The 18,925-nt window shown below is 71.6% G+C and carries 13 protein-coding genes; 8 read left to right on the top strand and 5 right to left on the bottom strand.

The window, feature by feature from the left end:
- The first annotated feature begins 294 nt into the window (after window positions 1-294).
- Window positions 295-1,134 (top strand): class I SAM-dependent methyltransferase, encoded by an 840-nt coding sequence (locus FDO69_RS10165; RefSeq protein WP_104779667.1) that lies wholly within the window; start codon window positions 295-297, stop codon window positions 1,132-1,134.
- A gap of 58 nt (window positions 1,135-1,192) precedes the next feature.
- Window positions 1,193-3,733 carry an ATP-dependent helicase HrpB gene (hrpB, locus tag FDO69_RS10160; RefSeq protein ID WP_104779437.1) on the top strand — a complete coding sequence of 847 codons (2,541 nt, stop codon included), beginning with the start codon at window positions 1,193-1,195 and terminating at the stop codon, window positions 3,731-3,733.
- Here hrpB and pgfA read toward each other — a convergent pair.
- The 3 genes from pgfA to FDO69_RS10145 form a co-directional block, all read right to left on the bottom strand.
- The gene (gene pgfA, locus FDO69_RS10155) at window positions 3,723-4,715 is read right to left on the bottom strand and encodes a cell envelope lipid trafficking protein PgfA (protein ID WP_104779436.1); all 993 of its coding nucleotides are present in this window, start codon (window positions 4,713-4,715) and stop codon (window positions 3,723-3,725) included. The genes hrpB and pgfA overlap by 11 nt on opposite strands.
- A gap of 25 nt (window positions 4,716-4,740) precedes the next feature.
- Window positions 4,741-4,875, bottom strand: coding sequence for an SPW_0924 family protein (locus tag FDO69_RS10150; protein WP_104779435.1), 135 nt, complete (start codon window positions 4,873-4,875; stop codon window positions 4,741-4,743).
- A gap of 150 nt (window positions 4,876-5,025) precedes the next feature.
- Window positions 5,026-6,813, bottom strand: coding sequence for a lytic transglycosylase domain-containing protein (locus FDO69_RS10145; RefSeq protein ID WP_104779434.1), 1,788 nt, complete (start codon window positions 6,811-6,813; stop codon window positions 5,026-5,028).
- Window positions 6,814-7,154: 341 nt separating this feature from the next.
- Here FDO69_RS10145 and FDO69_RS10140 point away from each other — a divergent pair, with 341 nt between their 5' ends.
- Entirely contained in the window at window positions 7,155-8,012 is an 858-nt protein-coding gene (locus FDO69_RS10140) for a DUF4184 family protein (RefSeq protein WP_104779433.1), read from the top strand.
- On the opposite strand, the gene FDO69_RS10135 is transcribed toward FDO69_RS10140, so the two are convergent.
- Entirely contained in the window at window positions 7,981-8,565 is a 585-nt protein-coding gene (locus FDO69_RS10135) for a hypothetical protein (protein WP_104779432.1), read from the bottom strand. The two genes, FDO69_RS10140 and FDO69_RS10135, sit on opposite strands and share 32 nt — an antisense overlap.
- Before the next feature lie 440 nt (window positions 8,566-9,005).
- Window positions 9,006-11,732 carry a DNA polymerase I gene (polA, locus tag FDO69_RS10130; RefSeq protein ID WP_104779431.1) on the bottom strand — a complete coding sequence of 909 codons (2,727 nt, stop codon included), beginning with the start codon at window positions 11,730-11,732 and terminating at the stop codon, window positions 9,006-9,008.
- Window positions 11,733-11,952: 220 nt separating this feature from the next.
- Here polA and FDO69_RS10125 point away from each other — a divergent pair, with 220 nt between their 5' ends.
- From FDO69_RS10125 to FDO69_RS10105, 5 genes are all read left to right on the top strand, one after another.
- Window positions 11,953-14,232, top strand: coding sequence for an FdhF/YdeP family oxidoreductase (locus FDO69_RS10125; protein WP_104779430.1), 2,280 nt, complete (start codon window positions 11,953-11,955; stop codon window positions 14,230-14,232).
- Window positions 14,233-14,288: 56 nt separating this feature from the next.
- Complete coding sequence (locus FDO69_RS10120) at window positions 14,289-14,777, top strand: PaaI family thioesterase (protein ID WP_104779429.1); 489 nt, start codon at window positions 14,289-14,291, stop codon at window positions 14,775-14,777.
- Window positions 14,778-14,967: 190 nt separating this feature from the next.
- Window positions 14,968-15,840: a trypsin-like serine protease gene (locus tag FDO69_RS10115; protein WP_104779428.1), complete on the top strand. Its 873-nt coding sequence runs from the start codon at window positions 14,968-14,970 to the stop codon at window positions 15,838-15,840.
- Between the two features lie 786 nt (window positions 15,841-16,626).
- Complete coding sequence (locus FDO69_RS10110) at window positions 16,627-17,856, top strand: branched-chain amino acid ABC transporter substrate-binding protein (RefSeq protein WP_104779427.1); 1,230 nt, start codon at window positions 16,627-16,629, stop codon at window positions 17,854-17,856.
- A 139-nt stretch (window positions 17,857-17,995) separates the two neighbouring features.
- Window positions 17,996-18,925, top strand: a complete 930-nt coding sequence (locus FDO69_RS10105) for a branched-chain amino acid ABC transporter permease (RefSeq protein WP_104779426.1) — start codon at window positions 17,996-17,998, stop codon at window positions 18,923-18,925.

Here is an 18,925-nt window from a genome sequence, read left to right as displayed (position 1 = left end):
CCGGACAGCCAAGGAAGCGCCACACGAAAACGGTGACGCCTCGACAACCGAGGGGACATACATACAGATGCGAGCGCAACCTGCTACGTCTGAGGTACGCAGGCTCGCAGCGCAACTTGTAGCATACGGGGGCAGCCGGGCAGGGTCAATGCGCGAAGCCGCCCACGCGGGGCGAACGCCACATATCCGGCACAAGTCGTGTCGTCCGAGGCCACCCCGGCACGCGACGCCCCCTTCGCGACACGGCCAGGACCGGCCGGACGGAAGAGCCCGCACACTAGTACGAGGGAGCCGATCATCCAAGAGTCCGAAGCGTCCGAGCCCGAGGCCACCCGGCGCGACGCCGATGTCACGGAAAGCTCCCGGGCCAATCGTGGCTGGTGGGACCGCAACGCGGACGAGTACCAAGTCGAGCACGGCACCTTCCTCGGTGACGACCGCTTCGTGTGGGGCCCCGAGGGTCTGGACGAGGTGGAGGCCGAACTGCTCGGCCCGCCGGAGGATCTGAAGGGCCGCGACGTCCTGGAGATCGGCGCCGGCGCCGCCCAGTGCTCGCGCTGGCTGACCGCCCAGGGAGCGCGCCCGGTCGCCCTGGACATCTCGCACCGGCAGCTTCAGCACGCGCTGCGCATCGGCGGTTCCTTCCCCCTGGTGTGCGCCGACGCAGGTGCGCTCCCCTTCGCCGACGGCTCGTTCGACCTGGCCTGCTCGGCGTACGGGGCGCTGCCCTTCGTCGCCGACCCGCGTCAGGTCCTGCGCGAGGTGCGCCGGGTGCTGCGGCCCGGGGGACGCCTCGTCTTCTCGGTGACGCACCCGATCCGCTGGGCCTTCCCGGACGAACCGGGGCCCGAGGGGCTGTCGGTGTCGTCCTCGTACTTCGACCGCACGCCCTACGTCGAGCAGGACGAGGAGGGCCGGGCGGTCTACGTCGAGCACCACCGCACCCTCGGCGACCGTGTCCGGGACGTCGTCGCGTCGGGCTTCCGGCTGGTCGACCTGGTGGAGCCGGAGTGGCCCGCCTGGAACACCTCGGAGTGGGGCGGCTGGTCGCCGCTGCGCGGGAACCTGCTCCCCGGCACGGCGATCTTCGTGTGCGAGCGAAGCGAGACGGGGGCGCTCCCGGCCGAAGGCTGAGGGGGAGACCGAGGCACGCGCGCGTGGGACCTCTCCCCGGGCGTACGACACTGAGGGCGTGATCCGTTACGACGCCCTGGAAGCCCTGCCCGTCCGCGGTGCCCTGCCCGCCCTGACCGAGGCGCTGGAGGAGCACGGCACCGCCGTCCTCGTGGCGCCGCCCGGCACCGGCAAGACGACCCTGGTGCCGCCGGCGCTGGCGGGGCTGCTCGGGGAGGGGCCCGGGCAGCGGGTGATCGTGGCCGAGCCGCGGCGGATCGCGGCCCGGGCGGCCGCGCGGCGGATGGCGTGGCTGCTGGGTGAGAAGCCCGGCGAGAGCGTCGGCTACACCGTGCGCGGGGAGCGGGTCGTCGGGCGGCACACGCGCGTGGAGGTCGTCACGACCGGCGTGCTGGTGCAGCGCCTGCAACGGGACCAGGAGCTGGCCGGTGTCGACGTGGTGCTGCTCGACGAGTGCCACGAGCGGCACCTGGACGCGGACACGGCGGCGGCGTTCCTGTGGGACGTACGGCAGACGCTGCGGCCGGATCTGCGGCTGGTGGCCGCCTCGGCGACGACCGACGCGCAGGGGTGGGCGGGGCTGCTGGGCGGGGCGCCGGTGGTCGAGGCGCAAGGGACCGCGCACCCGGTGGAGACCGTGTGGGCGCCCCCGGCGCGGCCCGTCCGCCCGCCGCACGGGACGCGGGTCGATCCGGCGTTGCTGACGCATGTGGCGTCCGTGGTGCGGCGTGCGCTGGCCGAGCGGGACGGGGACGTGCTGTGTTTCCTGCCGGGCGTGGGCGAGATCGCCCGGGTCGCCGGGCAGCTCGGGGGGCTCGGGGGCGTCGAGGTGCTCCAGGTGCACGGGCGGGCGCCGGCGGCCGTGCAGGACGCGGTGCTGGCGCCCGGGGAACGGCGGCGGGTCGTGCTGGCCACGTCCGTCGCGGAGTCGTCGCTGACCGTGCCCGGGGTGCGGGCGGTGGTGGATTCGGGTCTGGCGCGCGAGCCGAGGGTGGATCACGCGCGCGGGCTGAGCGCGCTGACGACCGTGCGGGCGTCGCAGGCCGCCGGGCGGCAGCGGGCGGGGCGGGCCGGGCGTGAGGCTCCGGGAGCGGTGTACCGCTGCTGGGCGGAGGCCGAGGACGCGCGTCTGCCGCGGTATCCGTCGCCGGAGATCAAGGTGGCCGACCTGACGGCGTTCGCTCTGCAGGTGGCGTGCTGGGGGGATCCGGACGCGTCCGGGCTGGCGCTGCTGGACGGGCCGCCGAGCGGGGCGATGGCGGCGGCGCGTGAGGTCCTGGCGGCGGTGGGGGCGGTCGACTCCGGCGGGCGGGCCACGGAGCGGGGACGCGTACTGGGGCGGGTGGGTGTGCATCCCCGTCTGGGGCGGTCCTTGGTGGATTCCGTGCCGCTCGTGGGGGCCGAGCTGGCCGCGGAGGTCGTCGCCCTGCTGAGTGAGGAGGCGCCGCGGGAGTACGGCGATGATCTGGCGGGTGCGTTGCGTCGTGCTCGGCGTGGGGGTGACGCCTATGCCTCGCGGTGGCGGAGTGAAGTCCGGCGGCTGCGGGCCGCCGTTGGGGAGATTCGCCACGCACCCGCCCGTAACCGGCACCCAGAGGCCGGGACACAGATCCTGGGGAAGCTCTCCGAGGATCGCCAGGTGGGCCTCGTCGCTGCTCTCGCCTTTCCCGAGCGGGTCGCCAGGGCCGATGGCGGCTCGCATCTGATGGTGTCCGGAACAAGGGCGGAGGTGGGCGCGGGGAGTGCGCTGCGTGATGCGGAGTGGGTGGCCGTCGCCGTGGCGGACCGGCCCGTCGGCCGGGGGCACGCGCGCGTGCAGTCGGGGGCGGTCGTGGACGAGGACGTGGCCCGGCTCGCCGCAGGGGCGCTGCTGGAGGAGCGGGACGAGGTCGGGTGGGACGGCGGGGACGTCGTGGCACGGCGGGTGGAGCGGCTGGGAGCCGTGGAGCTGACCGTGCGGGCGTTGCGGGACGCCGATCCGGGCCTTGTGCGCGGCGCGCTGCTCGACGGGCTGCGGCGGGAGGGGTTCGGGCTGCTGCGGTGGTCGGCGGAGGGCGGCGTTCTGCGGCAGCGGCTCGCGTTCCTGCGGCTGCATCTGGGTGAGCCCTGGCCCGACGTGTCCGACGAGGCGCTGCACGCGCGCGTGGAGGAGTGGCTGGAGCCGGAGCTCGGCCGGGCACGGCGGCGGGCCGATCTGGCTCGGATCGACGCCGGGGAGGCGCTCGCCCGACTGCTGCCCTGGGCCTCCGGTCAGGCGGGGCGGCTCGATGAGCTGGCCCCGGAGCGGTTGACGGTGCCGAGCGGGTCGAGGATCCGGATCGACTACTCCAGGCCCGAGCAGCCCGTGCTGGCGGTGAAGCTGCAGGAGATGTTCGGGCTCCAGGAGTCGCCCCGGGTCGCCGGGGTGCCGGTGCTCGTGCATCTGCTGTCCCCGGCCGGGCGGCCGGCCGCCGTCACCGCCGATCTCGCCTCGTTCTGGCGGGACGGCTACAAGGGGGTACGGGCGGAGCTGCGGGGACGGTATCCGAAGCATCCGTGGCCCGAGGACCCGGCGGGGGCCGAACCGACGCGGCACACCAACGCGCGGCTCAGGCGCTGACCGACGACGGTTCCTCGGCCGCCGTGGACGCCGGGCCGGAGAGGCGGCGGCTGCGGGCCTCCAGGTACAGCGCGAGGGCCAGCAGGAGGACGCCGAGGGTCAGGAAACCCCAGGGCAGGTAGGACGTCATGACCAGGACGAGCAGCCGCTGGGACTTCACCAGGTCGACGGTGTGCGCGAGGTAGTCCTCGCGCATCTTCACGTGGCCGGCGAACGCGGTCACCTTGCCACGGTCGCCGAGGAGGTTGCCGCCGCGCAGTTCCTCCCGGTGGATCTCCTCTCCGTACACGGGGGCGCCGGTGAGGGGTTCGACCCAGAACTTGCGGACCGTGGTGTACCAACGGGTCGTGCCGGTCTGCGCCACCGCCTCGGGAGTGAGGCCCTCGACGGGCAGGGTCTTGGGGATCTTCACCTTGGTCCAGGGGATGGTCTGCTCGAAGTAGTAGACCTCCAGGCCGCGGAAGTCACGGGTGCCCTTGTAGGCGATGGGGGCGGTGACGCGGGCCTGGGCGTCGAAGTACTCGTAGTCCCGTTTCTCGGTCAGGAAGGGCCACTTGAACTCGATGCCCTGGCGGCTCACCGGGTCGCCGTCGACCATCTCGCCGGTGGCGTGGACGGGCTCCTGCGTGTGGGCGTCGAAGATGTAGCGCTCGGGGATCTTGGAGACCATCTTGCCGTCGGGGCCGACGACGTAGGACAGGCCGTCCCAGACGACGACGTCCCGGCCCGCCGACTCCTCGATCCGTTCGGAGGCCTCCACGTTGCCCTTGAGGGTCTGGACGACGGTGACCTTGGAGACCTTCTTCGCCTTCATGGTGCCGTAGTCGAGGAGGGTCGCGTTCTTCGCCTCCAGGACCATGTCCTGGTACTGGTTCGCGGGAACCTTGGCGAGGCGCGGGAAGGCGTACCAGCGCAGCAGCGGGGACAGCGCCGCGAAGAACACGGCGAGGGCGAGCAGGACCAGGCCGGCCTTGCGGCGCATCTCGGCCTCCCTCCCGGACGGGCGGTCAGGGGTGTGCGGGCACGGTGGTCAGCAGCGGTTTCGGGGTCGTCCCGCCCGACGGGGAGCCGAGGGCGGTCAGCGTCAGGACCACGGCGAACGCGAGGGCCAGACCGGTGGCGGCGGCGACGAGAGCGCGCATGCGGAACCTCCCCGCGGGTCGCGACGGACGGAACTGATACACCGTCAGGTTCCTCGGCACCGTAGCAACGCGCGACGGAGATGAGAACACGTTGCACACACAACGACGCCCCTCCTTATCAAGAGGGGCGTCGTCCGTCGTACCTGAGGGCTACGCGCTCGGGTCGGCCGACGGGCTCGGCGCGGACGCCTCGGCCGCGGCCACGGTCAGTTCGACCGTGAGTGTCGCCCCGCCTGCCGTGGTGATGCGGAGCAGGAACGTGCCGGTCGTGTCGTCGGCGTACAGCTCGGGCAGCTTCAGCAGGCCCTTCGCGTCCGTCTTCAGACCCGTGAGGGTACGGACGGTCTTGCCGTCGGCGTCCTTGAAGTAGGGGCCCTTGTCGGTGACGGTCGGGTCGTCCGCCGACTTGACCAGCGTGGCGGTGGCCGCGACGCCGTCGGCGACGGCGCCCTTGTAGGTGGCCTTCACCTCGACCCGGTTGGCGAACTCGCCGCCGGGGGCACAGGTCAGCGCGGCGTCACCGGTACGGACGAGGGCGTCGGCCGCGCGCTCGGTCACGGTGGCCTTGTAGTCGAGGCCCGGGAGGGCACGCCCCACGACGGTGGCGCGGACGGTGACGGCGCCGGTCTTCTCCCCCGCCTCGAGGGCGGGCGTCACGGCCACACCGGAGCTGTTGGTGGCGACCGTGGCCACGCTCTCGCCGCCGGTGAAGGTCGTGTCCGTGTCGCCGACGATGGTGAAGCGCACCCGGACCTTGGCGACGGCCTTGCCCGCCTCGGTCTCGGCGCGGGTGCTGATCCGCCGGTCGAACGCGTCGCCGGCCATGGCGGCGAGCTTTCCGGTGCCGGCGTCCTCCAGGTGGTCCACCGTGTCGGTGGGGGTGGGGGGTGCCGTGGGCGGCGGCGACGGGGTGTCGGCGGGCGGCGTGGTGGGCGGCTTCGGGGTCGTCGTACCGCCACCGCCCGGCTTCTCGGGCCTGTCGGGTTTCGGACTGGGCTTTGGCCCCGAGCTGCCGGGAGTGGTGGTGCCCGGTGTGGTGGTGCCCGGTGTGGTGGTGCCCGGTGTGGTGACGCCCGGCAGGGTGGGCGTCGGGCTCGCGCCCGCGCCGCCGTCGCTGCGGTTGCCGGGCAGCGTGCCCGTGCCGTCAGGGACCTCGTGGGTGCCCTTGCGGTAGTACTCCAGCCACCTCATGACGAGGTTGAGGTAGTCCCGCGAGTTGTTGTAGCTGAGGATCGCCCGGTCGAGGTCGCCCTGCTGGGACAGGTCCCAGTTGTTGCGGCACAGGTAGTGGCCGGCGGCGAGCGCGGCGTCGTAGACGTTGTTGGGGTCCTTCTTGCCGTCGGCGTTGCCGTCGCGGCCGGCCCAGGCCCAGGTGGAGGGGATGAACTGCATCGGGCCGACGGCCTGGTCGTACGAGCTGTTGCCGTCGTACGCGCCGTCGTCGGTGTCCTTGATGAGGGCGAAGCCGTTGCCGTCGAGCTGCGGGCCCAGGATCGGCTTGAGGGTGGTGCCGTCGGCTTTGACGCGGCCGCCGCGCGCCTGGCCCGACTCCACCCGGCCGATGGCCGCGAGGAGTTGCCAGGGCAGGTTGCAGCCGGGCTTGGCCTCGCGCAGCGCGGACTCCGCCTTCTTGTAGGCGTCGAGGACCGTCGCGGGGATGCCGGCTTCCGTCGTGCCCGTGCCGATGGGGCCGGGGCCGGTGGTCGGTGCCGGGTTCGGGCTCTTCAGCGGGGGCAGGTCCGTGTAGTACGGCGAGTTGCCGGTGGCGCTGCCGCGGGAGCCACTCGCTTCGGGGGAGGGTGTGGCGTCGGCGGCGGTCTGTCTGCCGTGGTCGTTCACGCCCGGAGCCTGGGAGGCGGACAGAGCCGCGACCGCGACCGCGGCCACGGCGGTCGTCGCGGCCCCCTTGCGCAGCCTCCTGCCGAATTGCGCCGCCATAGAGTGAACCCCTCCCCTGGACGCCCGAGCGTCCGTCTACGTCTGCAGTGTTCGCCCTGTTGTGACGATCCAACCGCCCGAGGGGTTGCCCTCCGACGGCCACAACTCTGTTCTCGTGCGTGCTCTGCTCTTTACCGCGGTCGCGCAGTCGACGCGCTCCCCGCGCGACGACTCTGGCGACCCTACGACAACTTCTTTTGCTCGGGCACCCGTTCGTGACCGTTTTTCACCAGTTGGTCATGGGCGCTCGTGACGTCGTCGGCAGGGCGGCATCCCGCATACTGGGCCACTCACCGCCGGGTATCCCGGCCTTGGTGCAACGACCTTCGCGAGGAGCCGAGTTGCCGTTCACGCTGAGCCATGCGGCAGCCGTCCTGCCCGCCGTCCGCACCGACGGCACCGGCCGGGGACCGCTGGTGCCCGCCGTGCTCGTGGCGGGGTCCTTCGCGCCCGACATGACCTACTACGCGGCAAGTGTCTTTTCCGGGGCGATGGAGTTCGGTGACGTCACACACGGGTTCCCCGGTGTGTTCACGGTCGACGTGCTCATCGCCTGGGCGCTGGTGGGGTTGTGGCTGCTGCTGCGTGAGCCGCTCGTCGCGTTGCTGCCGCGGGCCCGGCAGGGCCGGGTGGCGGCCCTGCTGCGGTGCGGGGCGCCACGCGCGCGGGTGCGGCCGTCCCTGGTGGCGCGGTGGTACGGGTCCGCGGTGCTCGGCGCGGCGACCCATGTGATCTGGGACGCGTTCACGCATCTCGACCGGTGGGGAATGCGGCTGTTCCCGGTGCTGGGCCGGGAGGTGGCGGGCTCACCGCTGTACTGGTACCTGCAGTACGGCGGTTCGGCGGTGGCCGCAGTCGTGATCGCCGTGTTCGTGGCGCACGCGCTGCGGCGGGCGCCCATGGGCGAGCCGGTCGGGGTCCCTGTGCTGGCAGTACGGGACCGGTGGGCTGCCGCCGCCGTGATCTGCGGCTTCGCGGCGGTGGGGGCGGTGCAGCGGGCGTCGCGGTGGTGGGCGTACTGGGGCTCGGACGCGAAGCCGTGGGAGATCATTCCGACGGTGTGCTTCGGCGCGGGCGCGGGACTCGTCCCGGCGCTGCTGCTCTACGCCGTGGGGGTTCGCGTGCGGCGTCCGGTTGCGGTCCCCGTCCACCCCGTCCCTGCCGCGGCTACGGAGCCGAGCCGCCCGGCCGCTCGCTGACGACGCCGTCGGTCGTCGCGATGTACACGGTGATGGTGGTGTGCGCGGGGCGGGGGCGTGGGAGCAGCGTGCGGACGAGGGTCAGACAGCCGCGGGCCAACCGGGCCCAGGGGCGGGAGGGCTTGCCCTGCGTGCCGGGTGTGCCGGGGAGCCGGACTTCGACGGGTACGGGGCCGGTGACGGGGGGTGGACCGCTACCGGCCGGCGTGGTCTCGGCACTGACGAGGCCTGTCAGAGCAGCTACGGCGTCGGTGCCGAGGAGACCTGTCAGAGCAGCCACGGCGTCGGTGCCGACGAGACCTGTCAGAGCCGTCAGAGCCGTGAGAGCGTCGGTACCGGCGAGGGCAGGAGCGGCGGTCAGGCCGCCTGCCCCCGGGAGAGCCGTGGCGGCGGCCAGGTCGGCGGAGGCAGCGGAGGCGCCGGACCGGCGTCCGCCGGCTGCCAGACGCTGCCGGAGGCCCGCTGTCGCGTGACGCAGGGCCGTGCTGAGGGTGGCGGGGACGCGAACCGTACTCGCGGCGACCTCGAACGCCGGGACCGGCTGCGGTGCCATGCCTGGGCCCGTGCGACTGAGGAACGTGCGTATACCCATGCCCCGCATCTTTGCGACCGGCGGGGGCGGGGGCGCCTTCTCGGGGGCCACGCGAGTGACGGTTTCCGTGGGAGAAGCCGGGCAGGCGGGCTGGACAGGTGAGTGGCCGGATACCCCGGCGCACACCCAGGGCGGAACCCCGGGAAGCCCCGCCTGAGACGGAACTCTAGGAAGCCCCGCCCGAGACGGAACTCTAAGAAGCACCGCCCGAGACGGAACCCCGGGGAGCACCGCCCGACAGAGCCCCACGAAGCCCCTGCCGAGGCAGGCCCCCGGGCCCCGGCCGAGGGAGGATCTGACGGGTGGGTGACGGTCCGGCCGCCCGGTCCCACCTCCCCCTCCCACCTCCCCCTCGGATCCTGCCCGGGCCTCGCACCTCCCCCGACCGAGCCGCGCAGCGCCTAGTGTGCTGCCGACTCCCAGTCCGCGCCCGAGCCCACCGAGACGCCCAAGGGGACGCGGAGGTCGACGGCGTTCGCCATCTCCCTGCGGACCAGTTCCTCGGCGGCGGGCCGCTCCCCGGGGGCGATCTCCAGCACGATTTCGTCGTGGACCTGGAGGAGCATGCGGGAGGCGAGGCCGGCGTCCTTCAGGGCGTCGTCGACCTTGAGCATCGCGATCTTGACGATGTCGGCCGCGGTGCCCTGGATCGGCGCGTTGAGGGCCATCCGCTCGGCGGCCTCACGGCGCTGGCGGTTGTCGCTGTTGAGGTCGGGGAGGTAGCGGCGGCGTCCGAAGAGCGTCGCCGTGTATCCCGTCGCCCGGGCCTCGTCGACCGCCCGGCGCAGATAGTCCCGTACGCCGCCGAACCGCTCGAAGTACGCGTCCATCAGGGCGCGGGCCTCCGCCGCCTCGATGTTCAGCTGCTGGGAGAGGCCGAAGGCGGAGAGGCCGTACGCCAGGCCGTACGACATGGCCTTGATCTTGCGGCGCATCTCGGCGTCCACCGCGGTCGGCTCGACCGCGAAGACCTGGGAGGCGGCCGTGGTGTGCAGGTCCTCGCCGGAGGTGAACGCCTCGATCAGGCCCTCGTCCTCGGAGAGGTGTGCCATCACGCGCAGCTCGATCTGGCTGTAGTCGGCCGTCATCAACGACTCGAAGCCCTCGCCGACGACGAAGCCGCGGCGGATGGCGCGGCCCTCGTCGGTACGGACCGGGATGTTCTGCAGGTTCGGGTCGGTCGAGGACAGGCGGCCGGTCGCGGCGACCGTCTGGTTGAACGTGGTGTGGATGCGGCCGTCCGCGGCGATCGTCTTGATCAGACCCTCGACGGTGACGCGGAGCTTGGCCTGCTCGCGATGGCGGAGCATGATCACCGGAAGCTCGTTGTCCGTCTGCGTGGCGAGCCAGGCGAGGGCGTCGGCGTCCGTGGTGTAGCCGGTCTTGGTCCGCTTGGTCTTGGGCAGGGCCAGCTCGCCGAAGAGGACCTCCTGGAGCTGCTTGGGCGAGCCCAGGTTGAACTCGTGCCCGGCCGCAGCGTGGGCCTCCTTGACCGCCTGCTGGACGGCCCCGGCGAACATCTGCTCCATGGCCTCCAGGTGGGGCCGGTCCGCCGCGATGCCGTGCCGCTCCATGCGGGCGAGCAGCGCGGACGTGGGGAGCTCCATGTCGCGCAGCAGGTCGGCGGCGCCGACCTCCTCCAGGCGGCCCTCGAAGGCCTGGCCCAGGTCGAGGACGGCACGGGCCTGGATCATCAGGGCCTCGGCCTCGGCGGCGTCGTCCGCGCCGAAGGCGAGCTGGCCGTCGGCCGCGGCGGCCGGGGTCAGCTCGCGGTGCAGGTACTCCAGGGACAGCGCGTCCAGGTCGAAGGAGCGGCGGCCCGGCTTGACCAGGTACGCGGCGAGCGCGGTGTCCATGCGCACGCCCTCGACGCTCCAGCCGTGCTCGGCGAGGACGCGCATCGCGCCCTTGGCGTTGTGGAAGACCTTGGGCCGTCCGGCGTCGGCGAGCCAGGCCGCGAACGCCCGCTCGTCGGCCTCGTCCAGCTGGGAGGGGTCGAACCAGGCGGCGGGCCCTCCGGGCGCGGCGAGGGCGACCTCGGCGACCGAGCCGGTGCCGAGGGCCCAGGTGTCGACCGTGGCGATGCCGAGGGGCTGCGTGCCGTGCTCGGTGAGCCAGGCGGACAGCTCGCCGGTACCGAGCACCGTGCCGTCCAGCTCCACGCCCTCCGTGCTGACCGGGGTGGTCTCTGCCTCCTCTGCGCCCGGGTCGACGGCGAAGAGCCGCTCGCGCAGCGACGGGTTACGGATCTCCAGGGTGTCCAGGATCATCGCGACGGCCTTGCGGTCGTAGGCCGCGCGCTCCAGGTCGGTGACGCCCTTGGGCAGCTCCACCCGGCGCTCCAGCTCGGTGAGCCGGCGGTTGAGCTTGACGGACTCCAGGTGGTCGCGCAGGTTCTGGCCGGCCTTGCCCTTGACCTCCTCGACGCGCTCGACGAGCTCCGCGAAGGAACCGAACTGGTTGATCCACTTCGCGGCGGTCTTCTCGCCGACGCCGGGGATGCCGGGGAGGTTGTCGGAGGGGTCGCCGCGCAGGGCCGCGAAGTCGGGGTACTGCGCGGGCGTCAACCCGTACTTCTCGAATACCTTCTCCGGGGTGAAGCGGGTCAGCTCGGAGACGCCCTTGGTCGGGTACAGCACCGTGGTGTGCTCGCTGACCAGCTGGAAGGAGTCGCGGTCGCCGGTGACGATCAGCACCTCGAAGCCCTCGGCCTCGGCCTGCGTGGCCAGTGTGGCGATGACGTCGTCCGCCTCGAAGCCGTCCACCGCGAAGCGCTGGGCGCCCATCGCGTCCAGGAGCTCGCCGATCAGCTCGACCTGGCCCTTGAACTCGTCGGGGGTCTTGGACCGGTTCGCCTTGTACTCCGTGAACTCCTGGGACCGCCAGGTCTTGCGGGAGACGTCGAAGGCGACCGCGAAGTGCGTGGGCGCCTCGTCGCGCAGCGTGTTGGCGAGCATCGACGCGAAGCCGTAGATCGCGTTCGTCGGCTGGCCCGTCGCGGTGGTGAAGTTCTCCGCGGGCAGCGCGAAGAACGCGCGGTAGGCCAGCGAGTGCCCGTCCATGAGCATCAGTCGCGGCCGGCTGCTGCCGGAGGTCTGGTCGGTCGTCTTCGATGCTGTCTCTGCCACGCCCCCGATCCTGCCACGCCCCACTGACAGTCGGCCCCGCGCCCGCGGCTGCCGGCCCGGGCGCACCCCACGGGGACACCGCTCACCCCCGCCGTCGCACCGCACGGGGACATTGCTCACGCCCGTGATCGCCGCCTCCCGGCCCGACCGCACTCGCTGTCACCCCTGCGTGCGAGGATGCGGAGGCCTACCTCACAGCGCAGTCGAAGGGGAATGTGCGATGGCGTCGAAGCCGCCCAAGAGTGATCCGGTCCAGGACGCGCCGCAGGTCGACGGGCCGAAGCACGCGGCCGCCGGGCTCCCGGCGATCGGGCACACGCTGCGGATCGCCCAGCGGCAGATGGGCGTGAAGCGCACCGCGCTGACGCTGCTGAGCGTGAACCAGAAGGACGGCTTCGACTGCCCCGGCTGTGCCTGGCCCGAGCCGGAGCACCGGCACAAGGCGGAGTTCTGCGAGAACGGCGCGAAGGCCGTGGCCGAGGAGGCCACGCTGCGCCGGGTCACCCCCGAGTTCTTCGCCGCGCACCCGGTCGCCGACCTGGCCGGCCGCAGCGGCTACTGGCTGGGACAGCAGGGCCGGCTCACCCACCCCGTGTACCTCCCCGAGGGGGGCTCGCACTACGAGCCGGTCACCTGGGAGCGGGCCTTCGACATCATCGGCGAGGAGATCGACGCGCTCGCCTCCCCGGACGAGGCCGTCTTCTACACCTCCGGCCGCACCAGCAACGAGGCCGCGTTCCTCTACCAGCTGTTCGCCCGCGAGTTCGGCACGAACAACCTGCCCGACTGCTCCAACATGTGCCACGAGTCGTCCGGTTCGGCCCTGGCGGAGACGATCGGCATCGGCAAGGGCAGCGTCCTTCTGGAGGACCTCTACAAGGCCGACCTGATCATCGTCGCCGGGCAGAATCCGGGGACGAACCACCCGCGCATGCTGTCCGCGCTGGAGAAGGCCAAGGACAACGGCGCGAAGATCATCAGCGTCAACCCGCTGCCCGAGGCGGGCCTGGAGCGCTTCAAGAACCCGCAGACCCCCCAGGGCATGGTCAAGGGCGCGGCACTCACCGATCTGTTCCTGCAGATCCGCATCGGCGGCGACCAGGCCCTGTTCCGCCTGCTGAACAAGCTGATTCTGGAGACGGACGGCGCGGTCGACGAGGCGTTCGTGCGGGAGCACACGCACGGCTACGAGGAGTTCGCCGAGGCCGCCCGCGCCGCCGACTGGGACGAGACGCTCACGGCGACCGGCCTGACCCGGGGGGAGATCGAGAAGGCCCTGGGGATGGTTCTCGGCTCGCGGCGCACCATCGTGTGCTGGGCGATGGGCCTCACCCAGCACAAGCACTCCGTGCCCACGATCCGGGAGGTCGTCAACTTCCTGCTGCTGCGCGGCAACATCGGCCGCCCGGGCGCGGGCGTGTGCCCGGTGCGCGGCCATTCGAACGTGCAGGGCGACCGCACGATGGGCATCTTCGAGCGGCCCGCCCCGGCGTTCCTGGACGCCTTGGAGAGGGAGTTCGGCTTCGCGCCCCCGCGTGAGCACGGCTACGACGTCGTGCGCGCCATCCGCGCCCTGCGTGACGGCGAGGCGAAGGTCTTCTTCGCCATGGGCGGCAACTTCGTCTCGGCGTCCCCCGACACGGACGTCACCGAGGCGGCCATGCGACAGGCCCGCCTGACCGTGCACGTGTCGACGAAGCTGAACCGCTCGCACGTGGTCACGGGGGCGCGTGCCCTGATCCTGCCGACACTCGGCCGCACCGAGCGCGATCTGCAGGGCAGCGGCGAGCAGTTCGTGACGGTCGAGGACTCGATGGGCATGGTGCACGCCTCCCGGGGGCGCCTGGAGCCCGCGAGCCGGCACCTGCTGTCGGAGCCGGCCATCGTCAGCCGGCTGGCCCGCCGCGTGCTCGGCGAGGACAGCCGCACCCCGTGGGAGGAGTTCGAGAAGGACTACGCGACGATCCGGGACCGCATCGCGCGCGTCATCCCGGGCTTCGAGGACTTCAACGCGCGCGTGGCCCGCCCCGGAGGCTTCGCGCTCCCCCACGCCCCGCGCGACGAGCGCCGCTTCCCCACGGCCACCGGCAAGGCCAACTTCACCGCCGCGCCCGTGGAGTACCCGCGGCTGCCCGAGGGCCGCCTGCTGCTGCAGACGCTGCGTTCGCACGACCAGTACAACACCACGATCTACGGCCTCGACGACCGCTACCGGGGCATCAGGAACGGCCGCCGGGTGGTGCTGGTCCACCCCGAGGACGCGCGGACCCTGAAGCTCGCGGACGGGTCGTACGTCGACCTGGTCGGCGAGTGGAAGGACGGCGTGGAGCGCCGGGCGCCCGGTTTCCGTGTCGTGCACTATCCGACGGCCCGGGGCTGCGCGGCCGCCTACTACCCGGAGACCAACGTTCTGGTGCCGCTGGACGCCACGGCGGACACCAGCAACACCCCGGCCAGCAAGTCCGTGGTGGTGCGTCTGGAACAATCGGCAACCGACTGAGCGTTCGCTCAGTGACACAGGCAGCCGAGTGACGAGGACGAACGGAGCCGGGCCCGATGGGTGAGCAGCAGCATGTGAAGTTCCCGCAAGAGGTCATCGACGAGTACGCCGCGCTCGGCGTGGACCTCCTGGCCCTGTTCTCCGCGGGCCACCTCGGGAACCGGATGGGCGTCCAGATCTCCGAGGCGTCGGCGGACCGGGTCGTCGGGACCATGCCGGTGGAGGGCAACACCCAGCCCTACGGGCTGCTGCACGGCGGGGCCTCCGCGGTGCTGGCCGAGACCCTGGGCTCGATCGGGTCGATGCTGCACGGCGGCAGCTCCAAGATCGCCGTGGGTGTCGACCTGAACTGCACCCACCACCGCGGGGTGCGCTCCGGGCTGGTCACCGGTGTGGCCACGCCCGTGCACCGGGGGCGGTCGACCGCCACGTACGAAATCGTCATCACGGACGAAAACGACAAAAGGGTGTGCACGGCCCGGCTGACCTGCCTCCTGCGCGACGTCAAGCCGGGCGACGAGGAACTCATCCGCGCCGCGAACTGACCACCCCATCGACCGGCGCATCGACCGGCGTCCTCACCGACGTCCTCACCGACGTCCTCACCGACGTCCTCACCGACGTAGGGAAAACCCTGGAGGGGCGGGCGCGCTCTTGTCGCGACCGCCCTCCGGGCATTTCACTGGCGTCCACCCCCACAGGAGAAGACCCGACCCACCCGTAGAAGGGTTTCTCTTGACCTCCGTACGCGCCTTCGCCGTCACCGCAGCGGCCTGTGCCACCGTGCTCGCCACCGCACTGCCGTCCTCCGCCATCAACTCCTACAACGCCACCCCCGCACCCGAACGCACCGAGGTCGGCGCGCTCGTGGCCACCTGGGACGACGACGGCGCCCCCGCGACACCCGACCGCGTCGACTGGGTCTGCTCCGGCACCATGATCGACGCGGACACCTTCCTGACCGCCGCGCACTGCACCTCGGACTGGCCCGACAACGTACGGTTCTACGTCTCCCTCGACCAGGACGTGCAGTCCGGGCTCGACGCGGCCGCGAAGAAGTACCCGGGCAACCCGGCCGCGCAGGCCGCAGCCGTCGCCGTCCCGGGCACCGCCCACACCCACCCCGCATACCCGGGGCCCGCCTCCGACACCCACGACATCGCGGTGATCCAGCTGCCCGCCGCCCAGGTCAAGGCCCGCTGGAGCTTCACTCCCGCGACCCTGCCCACCGCGGACCAGCTCGGCAGACTCGGCCCGCAGGGCCTGAACGACACCGACTGGCTCGTCGCCGGATACGGCACCCAGGAGGCCGTCAACGGCCCCGGCGGCCAGACCCACCCCGGCGGCGGCGTCCGGATGAAGGCACCCGTCACGTTCAACGCCCTCAACGACTCCTGGGCCCGGCTCGCGATGACCGCGCCCCAGGGCAACGGCGGCGCCTGTTATGGCGATTCGGGCGGACCCAACTTCGCCGTCATCGGCGGCAAGAGGATCCTCGCCGCCACCACCATCACCGGCGACACCCCCTGCTACGCCACCAACGTGACGTACCGCCTGGACACCCCCGGTGCCCGCGCCTTCCTCTCGCCGTTCGTGAAGCTGCCGTAGCCCGTACCGAAGCAAGCCGAGGCCCCGCCGCATCGCCCACCCGGCGAAGCGGCGGGGCACCTTGCGTCTTCGGCCCCGTTGACCGCCAACTCGACCGAACCTGCGCAGAATCGAGCGCCCGTCGGCATCAGCCCCTCACGCCCGGCACAGCGGCTCGCCGGCCACCGGAACCGGCTGCCGCGCCAGCGAAGAACGGCGGTCCTCGCAACCGACCGCGCTCGCCGCCCAGGCCGCGACCCAGCCGCAGGCTCTCTCACCCCACCCACCCCCGGGCCGCTCGAGCCGTCCCCGTACTCACCCCCCCCGGGCGCCCACGCCCCGCCGCATCACCGCAGAAATCGCAGTTTCCGATTACTCGGCGCTTCCCCCCGGATACCGGCCATCCCCTTCTCGGCGTAACGCTCCGTAACGCGCGCGCAATACACCACCACAGCTTCGCGATCCGGCCGCACCCACGCCCGGGCCCTTTCCGATCCCTTCCGGGCCCCGTGCGGTCCCAGTACCGCACGATCTCAGCCATGGCCAACCGGAAGTGCGGGTTCTCAGAATGCGGACCTCGGCGAAAATCCACCAAACCCGCCGAGAGGGCCCGCCGTGGAGACCAGGCATCCACCCCGTCATAACAAGAAAGTCACAAGCGAGCCCGCGCCGCTGACCCTGCCCTTACCCCGGGCTTAGAGTCACGGCCAGTCACCGCTCCATCGGGAGTTCGGTACCAGCGCGGCACTCACCCCCCGACCAGGGCGGGGCCTGCCTGTGAAAGGACTGATTGTGCGACAGCGTTCCTTGGTGATTCTTACCTCCGTTCTCACGACCGGAGCTCTGACTCTCACCGCCTGCGGTTCCCGAGACGACAGCGGTGACAAGGGCGGAGACAACGGGAGCGGCACCACGCTGACCATCGGCGTCGACGCCCCCCTCTCCGGTGAGAACTCCACCACCGGCCTCGGCATCCAGTACGGCGCCCAGATCGCCGTCGACGACGCCAACAAGAACAACTGGGTCCCGGGCGTGAAGTTCAAGCTCAAGGCCCTGGACGACAAGGCGCAGCCCGCCACCGGCCAGTCCAACGCCACCAGCATCGTCGGCGACAAGACCTCCGTCGGCGCCGTCGGCCCGCTGAACTCCGGCGTCGCCCAGACGATGCAGCAGGTGTTCGCCTCGGCCAACATGGTCCAGATCTCCCCCGCGAACACGGCGCCCGAGCTGACCCAGGGCAAGAACTGGCAGACGGACAAGAAGCGCCCGTTCAAGACCTACTTCCGCACCGCCACCACCGACGAACTGCAGGGCAGCTTCGCCGCCGGCTACGCGTACAACGGCCTCAAGAAGAAGAAGGCCTTCGTCGTCGACGACAAGCAGACCTACGGCGCCGGCCTCGCGAAGATCTTCAACGAGCAGTACAAGAAGCTCGGCGGCAAGGTCGTCGGCACCGACCACGTCAACACCGGTGACAAGGACTTCGGTTCCCTCGTCACGAAGATCAAGAACTCCGGTGCCGACCTGCTCTACTACGGCGGCCAGTACGACGAGTCCGCGCTGATCACCAAGCAGCTCAAGGACGCCGGCGTCAAGATCCCGCTGTTCGGCGGCGACGGCATGTTCGCCTCGACCTACATCGAGGCCGCCGGCAAGTCCTCCGAGGGTGACCTCGCCACCGCCATCGGTGTCCCCGCCGACACCCTGCCCGCGGCCAAGACGTTCATCCAGACGTACAAGGACAAGGGTTACAAGGGCGACTACGGCGCGTACGGCGCCTACGCCTACGACGCCACCACCGCCATCATCAAGGCCGTCAAGGCCGCGGCGGACGCCAACGGCGGCAAGGTGCCCACCGACATCAACGACCTGCGCTCCAAGGTCGTCGACGGTGTCCAGAAGTCCGACTTCGAAGGCCTCACCGGCAAGATCTCCTTCGACCAGTACGGCGACACCACCAACAAGCAGCTGACGGTCTACCAGGTCGAGAAGGGTGCCTGGAAGGACGTGGAGACCGGCACCGCCGACCTGAAGTAACCCGGCCCGCCACAACGCCGCACCACGGGCCGCGCGGAAGGAGGACCCCGACCGCGCGGCCCGTTTCCACACCCCCACACAGCACACGACCACGCACACATCCAGTGCACACGACCACCAGCGACATGGAGGCCATGCGGTGAACACCCTGCCGCAGCAGCTGGCCAACGGGCTGCTTCTCGGCTCGATGTACGGGCTGATCGCCATCGGCTACACGATGGTGTACGGCATCGTCCAGCTCATCAACTTCGCGCACGGCGAGATCTTCATGACCGGGGCCTTCGGCGCCCTCACGGTCTACTTCTACATCCTCCCCGACGGCACCTCGATGGTCCTCGCCGTACCGCTGATGCTCATCGGCGGCGCCCTCGTGGCCATCCTCATCGCCGTCGGAGCGGAACGGTTCGCCTACCGCCCCCTGCGCGGAGCCCCACGCCTGGCGCCCCTCATCACGGCCATCGGCCTCTCCCTGGCCCTCCAGGAGGTCGTGCGCAACTTCTACCCCGGCGCCGACCGCGCCCGCGCCTTCCCCGGCCTCGACGCCACCCACGACATCGGCTCCGTCACCATCAAGGACGCCGACGTCTTCCTCATCCTCGCCGCCGTCCTCTGCATGGCCGCCCTCGCGATCTTCGTGCGCCGCAGCCGCACCGGCCGCGCCATGCAGGCCACCGCGCAGGACCCCGACACCGCGCAGCTGATGGGCATCGACACCAACCGCATCATCGTCATCGCCTTCGCCATCGGCGGCTTCTTCGCCGCCGTCGCCGCCGTCGCCTACGGACTGAAGTACGGCAACGTCGACTACCGCATGGGCTTCCTGATGGGCCTCAAGGCCTTCACCGCGGCCGTCCTCGGCGGCATCGGCAACATCTACGGCGCCATGCTCGGCGGCGTCGTCCTCGGCATCGCCGAAACCCTCGCCTCCGCCTACATCGACGAGATCCCCGGCATGCAGCAGCTCGGCGGCCAGAGCTGGGCCAACGTGTGGGCCTTCTGCCTCCTCATCCTCGTGCTCCTCTTCAGGCCACAGGGCCTGCTCGGCGAGCGCGTCGCGGACAGGGCGTGA

It is taken from the genome of Streptomyces tibetensis (assembly GCF_007655005.1).
Classification (GTDB): Bacteria; Actinomycetota; Actinomycetes; order Streptomycetales; family Streptomycetaceae; genus Streptomyces; species Streptomyces tibetensis.
The sequence above is the reverse complement of the archived record's forward strand: the minus strand, read 5'-3'. Positions and strand labels throughout refer to the sequence as shown.

Bases quoted from the DNA above. Each gene is read 5' to 3' on its own strand.
- pgfA (WP_104779436.1), bottom strand. From the start codon at position 4,715: ATGCGCCGCAAGGCCGGCCTGGTCCTGCTCGCCCTCGCCGTGTTCTTC.
- FDO69_RS10125 (WP_104779430.1), top strand. From the start codon at position 11,953: ATGGCGTCGAAGCCGCCCAAGAGTGATCCGGTCCAGGACGCGCCGCAG.
- FDO69_RS10150 (WP_104779435.1), bottom strand. From the start codon at position 4,875: ATGCGCGCTCTCGTCGCCGCCGCCACCGGTCTGGCCCTCGCGTTCGCC.
- FDO69_RS10135 (WP_104779432.1), bottom strand. From the start codon at position 8,565: ATGGCACCGCAGCCGGTCCCGGCGTTCGAGGTCGCCGCGAGTACGGTT.
- FDO69_RS10145 (WP_104779434.1), bottom strand. From the start codon at position 6,813: ATGGCGGCGCAATTCGGCAGGAGGCTGCGCAAGGGGGCCGCGACGACC.
- FDO69_RS10120 (WP_104779429.1), top strand. From the start codon at position 14,289: ATGGGTGAGCAGCAGCATGTGAAGTTCCCGCAAGAGGTCATCGACGAG.